Origin of the sequence: Aeromonas sp. ZOR0001 (assembly GCF_000801015.1) — a bacterium.
GTDB lineage: Bacteria > Pseudomonadota > Gammaproteobacteria > Enterobacterales > Aeromonadaceae > Aeromonas > Aeromonas veronii.
Genome location: NZ_JRJY01000008.1, coordinates 117,113 through 123,999, shown reverse-complemented (window position 1 = coordinate 123,999; position 6,887 = coordinate 117,113). Strand labels below are relative to the sequence as shown.

General features: G+C 59.1%; 6 protein-coding genes and 1 tRNA gene. All 7 read right to left on the bottom strand.

The window, feature by feature from the left end:
- Positions 1-47: 47 nt before the first annotated feature.
- Positions 48-140 (bottom strand) — tRNA-Ser (locus L972_RS01715).
- A 213-nt stretch (positions 141-353) separates the two neighbouring features.
- Positions 354-542 carry a carbon storage regulator CsrA gene (gene csrA, locus L972_RS01710; protein ID WP_005336053.1) on the bottom strand — a complete coding sequence of 63 codons (189 nt, stop codon included), beginning with the start codon at positions 540-542 and terminating at the stop codon, positions 354-356.
- 103 nt (positions 543-645) lie between these two features.
- Entirely contained in the window at positions 646-1,884 is a 1,239-nt protein-coding gene (locus L972_RS01705; RefSeq protein ID WP_005336054.1) for an aspartate kinase, read from the bottom strand.
- A gap of 16 nt (positions 1,885-1,900) precedes the next feature.
- Positions 1,901-4,525 carry an alanine--tRNA ligase gene (gene alaS, locus L972_RS01700; protein WP_005336056.1) on the bottom strand — a complete coding sequence of 875 codons (2,625 nt, stop codon included), beginning with the start codon at positions 4,523-4,525 and terminating at the stop codon, positions 1,901-1,903.
- Between the two features lie 294 nt (positions 4,526-4,819).
- On the bottom strand, positions 4,820-5,329 hold the full coding sequence (locus L972_RS01695) for a regulatory protein RecX (RefSeq protein WP_047434787.1): 510 nt from the start codon (positions 5,327-5,329) through the stop codon (positions 4,820-4,822).
- A 44-nt stretch (positions 5,330-5,373) separates the two neighbouring features.
- On the bottom strand, positions 5,374-6,438 hold the full coding sequence (gene recA / locus L972_RS01690) for a recombinase RecA (protein ID WP_005348744.1): 1,065 nt from the start codon (positions 6,436-6,438) through the stop codon (positions 5,374-5,376).
- Between the two features lie 80 nt (positions 6,439-6,518).
- Positions 6,519-6,887, bottom strand: a 369-nt coding sequence (locus L972_RS01685) for a nicotinamide-nucleotide amidohydrolase family protein (protein WP_047434763.1), incomplete at its 5' end; no start/stop codon positions are given.

Here is a 6,887-nt window from a genome sequence, read left to right as displayed (position 1 = left end):
CCTGGTTCGTAGCCAGGTACTCTATCCAGCTGAGCTACGGGCGCAAATGGCGGAGAAGGGGGGATTCGAACCCCCGATGCGGGTATAAGCCGCATACTCCCTTAGCAGGGGAGCGCCTTCAGCCTCTCGGCCACCTCTCCGTTTGCGGGGCTGATAATACTTCACAGGGATTTTTAGTCAAACACTTTTTTGGAGAAAAAAGTGCGTTCGCTCAGCATTTGGTCAAAGCGTGGAATATTCAAACAATATCGGCACTTATCCCGCAGTTTCGCGCCCTGCAGGGCGATTTCAGGGGGCCGGAAAAACAAAAGGCGACACATGAGGTGTCGCCTTGTCACAGCCATGAAAGTGGCTTAGAAGCCCGGTTGGCCCGGAACTTTCTCGGCCTGGATGCGCTGGTAGATCTCTTCGCGGTGTACGGAGACCTCTTTCGGCGCGTTAACACCGATACGGACCTGGTTGCCTTTAACGCCCAGTACGGTGACAGTCACTTCATCACCAATCATCAGGGTTTCCCCAACACGACGAGTCAAAATAAGCATTCGCTTGCTCCTGTATCCTGTTTTGTTTTTATATCGATATGCGACATTATCTAACAAAGATACCGATATGGTAAATGGTTGAAACTAAATCAATCAGAGATTGTTAGCCCAAGGGCTGCTCTTGCGGTGCCTGATCCAACCCGAAAGCCGCGTGCAGGGCTCGCACCGCCAGCTCCAGATACTTCTCGTCAATCACCACAGAGATTTTGATTTCAGAGGTCGAGATCAACTGCATGTTGATCCCCTCCTCGCCCAATACCTTGAACATGGTGCGCGCAACACCGGGATGGTTCCACATGCCTACACCGACAATGGAAACCTTGGCAATTTCGCCATTTCCCTGCACGCAGGAGGCGCCAAGCTCGGTGGCGGTCTCCTCCAGCAGTGCCCGGGCACGGCGATAGTCGTCACGATTCACCGTGAAGGTGAAGTCGGCGGTGCCATCTCCCAGGGTGTTCTGCACAATCATGTCGACATCAATGTTGGCGTCGCTGATCGGATTCAGGATCTGCGCGGCAACGGTTGGTCTGTCCGGCACGCCCAGAATGGTCAGGCTGGCCTCGTTGCGGTTAAAAGCGATCCCGGATACCAGGGGAGCTTCCATCCTATCACCTCCATATGTGATTAAGGTTCCCTCTCCATCGATAAAGCTCGACAGCACCCGCAACGGGACGCGGTACTTGCCCGCAAACTCCACCGAGCGGATCTGCAGCACCTTGGCGCCGAGACTGGCCATCTCCAGCATCTCCTCGAAGGTGATGGTGTCGAGACGACGCGCCTTGGGCTCGATGCGTGGATCCGTGGTGTATACCCCATCCACATCAGTAAAGATCTGGCACTCATCGGCCTTGATGGCCGCCGCCACGGCAACCGCCGTGGTATCCGAACCGCCGCGGCCCAGCGTCGTGATGGCGTTATGCTCGTCACGGCCCTGGAAACCGGCGATCACCACCACCTTGCCCGCAGCCAGCTCGGCATGAACCAGCTCGGTGTCGATGTGGGTGATGCGCGCCTTGCCATAGGCGGAATCGGTGTGAATCCGTACCTGATCACCGGTCATTGAGACCGCAGGACAACCGCGTTTGTTCAACGCGATCGCCAGCAGCGCTATGGTGACCTGCTCACCGGTGGAGACCAGTACATCCATCTCCCGCCGGTTGGCATCAGGATCCAGTTGCTGGGCCATGCCCAGCAGCCGGTTGGTTTCGCCCGACATGGCGGAGACAACCACCACCACATCGTGTCCCTGGGCGCGGGTCTGCTCGACCCGCTCAGCTACCGCCTCGATCCGCTCCAGTGTGCCGACCGAGGTGCCGCCGTACTTCTGTACATAGAGTGCCACAGATCACCTCGCCCGATTACAGGCGCTCTTCCAGCCAGGAGTGAACGGATTGCAGCGCTGCCGGCACCGCCTCAGGCTGGGTACCACCCGCCTGTGCCATGTCCGGACGGCCACCGCCCTTGCCACCCACCTGCTGGGCAACCAGATTGACCAGCTCACCGGCCTTGACCTTGCCGGTCAGGTCGTTGGTGACGCCCGCGATCAAGTTGACCTTGCCATCGGCACAGGTGGCCAACAGCACAACACCGGACTTCATCTGGTTCTTCAGCTCGTCCAGCATGCCGCGCAGGGATTTCGGATCGGCCCCTTCCAGCGCTGCAACCAGCACCTTCTGACCGTTGATCTCGATCACCTGACCCAGCAGGTCGTTGCCGGCCTGAGCGGCCAGCTTGGCCTTGAGCTGCTCCAGCTCGCGCTCCATCATCTTGGCCTTGTCCAGCATCTGGCGAACCTTGTCGGCGATGCAGAACTGGTCACCTTTCACCAGAGCGGCAGCCTCTTCGATCTGCTCGCCAACCTGATGCATGAAGTCGATGGCAGCTTTGCCGGTCACCGCTTCGATACGGCGCACGCCAGCTGCGATGCCGCTCTCGGCGATGATCTTGAAGAAGCCGATATCACCGGTGCGCTTGGCGTGAGTACCGCCGCACAGCTCGGTGGAGTAGTCGCCCATGCGCACGACACGCACGTCGTCTTCATATTTTTCACCAAACAGCGCCATGGCACCGGCGGACTTGGCCGCTTCCAGATCCATCAGCTGGGTGGTGATTTCATGGTTGGCGCGGATCTGGTTGTTTACCAGCTCCTCGACCCGGCGAATGGTCGCCATGGTCAGCCCCTCGAAGTGGGAGAAGTCAAAGCGCATGCGCTCGGCCCCAACCAGAGAACCTTTCTGGGTGACATGCTCGCCCAGTGCCTGACGCAGGGCTGCGTGCAGCAGGTGAGTCACGGAGTGGTTCAGGGCGATGGCCTGACGACGGTCAGCGTCTACCACGGCCTCGACCTCGGCCCCTTTCTCCAGGGTGCCCAGCTCCATGTAACCCTTGTGGATGATCGCCTTGCCCGCTTTCAGGGTGTCGGTCACGGCAAAGATGCCGTCGTCCACTTTCAGGGTACCGCTATCGCCGATCTGGCCGCCGGACTCGGCGTAGAAGGGGGTCTCTTCCAGCACGATGACCGCTTCGTCACCGGCGATAAGACCGCTCACCTCTTCCACACCCTTGTAGATACCAACCACGCGGGTACGCTCGGTCAAGGTCTTGTAACCGGTGAAGGGGGTCTCGAAGTCGAGCTTGAGCATCTCGTTGTAGTTCACGCCGAAGCTGGAGGCTTCTTTGGCGCGAGCACGCTGCTTCTCCATCTCGGCCTTGAAGCCCTCTTCGTCGATGCCGATCTCGCGCTCGCGCACCACGTCGGCAGTCAGGTCGGCCGGGAAGCCGTAAGTGTCATAGAGCTTGAACACCACCTCGCCCGGAATAACCTTGGCATCACCCAGGTTGGCCAGAGCGTCTTCCAGCAGCAGCAGACCGCGATCCAGCGTGCGGACGAACTGCTCCTCTTCGATACGCAGCACTCGCTCGACCAGCGGCAGCTGGGCGATCAGCTCGGCAGCGACATCCTTCATCTGCACTGCCAGCTCGGCAGCCAGTTTGTAGAAGAAGACATCGGTCGCGCCCAGCTTGCGACCGTGACGCACGGCGCGGCGGATGATGCGACGCAGCACATAGCCACGACCTTCGTTGGACGGCATCACGCCATCTGCCACCAGGAAGGCGCAGGAGCGGATGTGGTCAGCGATGACGCGCAGGGACTGGTTGCTCAGATCGGTGGTGCCGACAATCTCGGCCGCTTTCTTGATCAGCGCCTGGAAGATGTCGATTTCGTAGTTGGAGTGCACACCCTGCATGATGGCGGAGATACGCTCCAGACCCATGCCGGTATCCACGGACGGACGCGGCAGCGGCTCCATGGTGCCGTCAGCCTGACGGTTGAACTGCATGAAGACCACGTTCCAAATCTCGATGAAACGGTCGCCATCCTCTTCCGGTGAGCCGGGACGGCCACCCCAGATGTGATCGCCGTGGTCATAGAAGATCTCGGTGCAGGGACCGCACGGGCCGGTATCACCCATCGCCCAGAAGTTGTCGGAAGCGTAAGGGGCCCCCTTGTTATCACCGATGCGCACGATGCGATCGGCAGGGACACCGACCTCTTTTTCCCAGATATCGAAAGCTTCATCGTCAGTCGCGTAAACAGTCACCAGCAGGCGATCTTTCGGCAGCTGCAGCACCTCGGTCAGGAAGCCCCATGCAAACTTGATGGCATCCTGTTTGAAGTAGTCACCGAAGCTGAAGTTGCCCAGCATTTCGAAGAAGGTGTGGTGACGAGCGGTATAGCCGACGTTTTCCAGATCGTTGTGCTTACCACCGGCACGCACGCAACGCTGGGAAGTCGTCGCGCGATTGTAGGCACGCTTGTCTGCGCCAAGGAACACGTCCTTGAACTGGTTCATACCCGCGTTGGTAAACAACAGGGTCGGGTCGTTATGCGGTACCAGCGAGCTGGAGGAGACAACCTGGTGCCCCTGGGAACGGAAATACTCGAGAAACGCAGCGCGAATCTCTGACGTGGACATATACATGGAAAATCCTGCTTGATTCGAATACGGACTTTTAACCGCATTAATGTAAGTTTTCTGCGGGGTAAAGTAAAACGGACAGGGCCGCCACGGGCGAAAAAGCGCACATAAACGGGCCAGATAAGAGCGCCGCTGCCCACAGTGGCTTTTTTCACTGTCGAGAGGCAAAAAAGCAGCGCATAAAGAGAGATGGGATGAACTAAAGGCCGCTTTTCGGAATTGCTTGCGCAAGCTACTGAGCGGGCAGGGAAAACCTGCCACCAGGAGAGGTGAAACGACGTTTGCCACGCAGTGGCGTTACTCCTCCCGCTCTTGCAGGGCAGAGATGGCATAACGTGCCTGATCCTGGGTAAAGCCGCGCCCCAGCAAATATTTGAGCCACTTCATTCGCAGCTTGAAATCGGCCAGATCGGCAATTTTTGCCCGTCGCTCCAATAGTTCGAAGGCGAGCTCGAACCAGTCCAGCTCAGGTTGCTCGAAGGCGGCATCGATCTGGCCATCGTCCAGCCCCTTGCGGCGCAGGTCGAAACGGATCTTGAGCGGGCCATGTCCCTTGGCGGCACCGGCCCGCACCGCCATGGCACCATAGCGTTCGTCATTGACCCAGTTATAACCGCGGCAATAGTCGACCACCGCCTCGATCACATCTTCCTGATAGCCCTGCTGGCGCAGGCGTCTGGCCAGCTCCGACTCGGCACTCTCGCGGCGGGCCAGACTGCGCATGGCATAGCCGCGGGCAGCGGCCAGCTGTTCGGCAAAGGTCGGCTCGGCGGGCTCGACCGGTTCGGTCACGGATTCATCAACCATCATAAATAACAAGGCCGGGTATCTACCCGGCCTTCCTTTGTTCCTTATTCGAACTCTTGTTCGCTTTCGGCATCGAACTCGTCTGCCTCAACCGGTGCAGCCTTGTCATCGACTGGCACGGCACCGGAGAGAAGCAGCTCACGCAGGCGGGCTTCCACTTCGCCAGCCATCACCTTGTTCTCGGCGAACAGCTTCATCACGTTGGCCTTGCCTTGGCCGATCTTCTCGCCGTTGTAGCTGTACCAGGCGCCGGCCTTGTCGATCAGCTTGTGCTTGACACCGAGATCCACCAGCTCGCCCTCTTTGGAGATACCGGCACCGTAGAAGATCTGGAATTCAGCCTGCTTGAAGGGTGGGGCCACCTTGTTCTTGACCACTTTGACGCGGGTCTCGTTACCGACCACTTCGTCGCCTTCCTTGATGGCGCCGATACGACGGATATCCAGACGCACGGAGGCGTAGAACTTGAGCGCGTTACCACCGGTAGTGGTCTCAGGGCTGCCGAACATGACGCCGATCTTCATCCGGATCTGGTTGATGAAGATGCACAGGCAGTTGGCGTTTTTGATGTTGGCAGTCAGCTTGCGCAGTGCCTGGGACATCAAACGGGCCTGCAGGCCAACGTGGGAATCCCCCATCTCCCCTTCGATTTCCGCTTTCGGGGTCAGGGCCGCCACGGAGTCGACGATGATGACGTCAACGGCGTTGGAGCGAACCAGCATGTCGCAGATCTCCAGCGCCTGTTCGCCGGTATCCGGTTGGGAGATGAGCAGGTCGTCGACGTTGACGCCCAGCTTGGCAGCGTAGATAGGGTCGAGGGCGTGTTCCGCATCGACGAAGGCACAGGTCTTGCCTTTCTTCTGGGCTTCGGCGATCACCTGCAGGGTGAGGGTGGTTTTACCGGAAGATTCCGGGCCGTAGATTTCGACAATACGGCCACACGGCAGACCGCCAATGCCCAGCGCCACGTCCAGCGAGAGGGAACCGGTAGAGATGGCTTCGATATCCATGGTCTTGCTGTCGCCCAGACGCATGATGGAACCTTTGCCGAACTGCTTTTCAATCTGACCCAGCGCAGCCGCCAGTGCCTTCTGTTTGTTCTGATCCATGCCAATCTCCGCTGGAAATCGTGAGTAAGAAGTGAAGTTGGGCTAAGTATACTGTCTATTCATACAGTATCAAGCCCAATTTATCTGAGCAGGGCCAACAGACCCGACAAGGCCTGTCTCACCGCCTGCTGGCGTACCTGTCGGCGATCCCCGTCGAAGCGGGCGAGCAGGGAGTGGTGACGGCCATTGCGGTCGGCCCAGGCGAACCAGACGGTGCCGACCGGCTTGCCCTCGGTGGCGCCGCCGGGGCCGGCGATGCCACTGATAGCAACGCTGATGGAGGCAGACGAGTGAGCCAGCGCCCCGCGGGCCATCTCCAGCACCACCGCTTCGCTCACTGCACCGTGCTGTTCAAGGCTATCGCTGCTCACCCCCAACATCTGCTGCTTGGCCTCGTTGGTGTAGGTGACAAATCCGCGATCGAACCAGCCGGAGCTGCCCGCGATGTC

Excerpts from the sequence above, each read along its gene's own strand:
- recA (WP_005348744.1), bottom strand. The coding sequence starts at position 6,438 with ATGGATCAGAACAAACAGAAGGCACTGGCGGCTGCGCTGGGTCAGATT.
- alaS (WP_005336056.1), bottom strand. The coding sequence starts at position 4,525 with ATGTATATGTCCACGTCAGAGATTCGCGCTGCGTTTCTCGAGTATTTC.
- L972_RS01695 (WP_047434787.1), bottom strand. The coding sequence starts at position 5,329 with ATGGTTGATGAATCCGTGACCGAACCGGTCGAGCCCGCCGAGCCGACC.
- csrA (WP_005336053.1), bottom strand. The coding sequence starts at position 542 with ATGCTTATTTTGACTCGTCGTGTTGGGGAAACCCTGATGATTGGTGAT.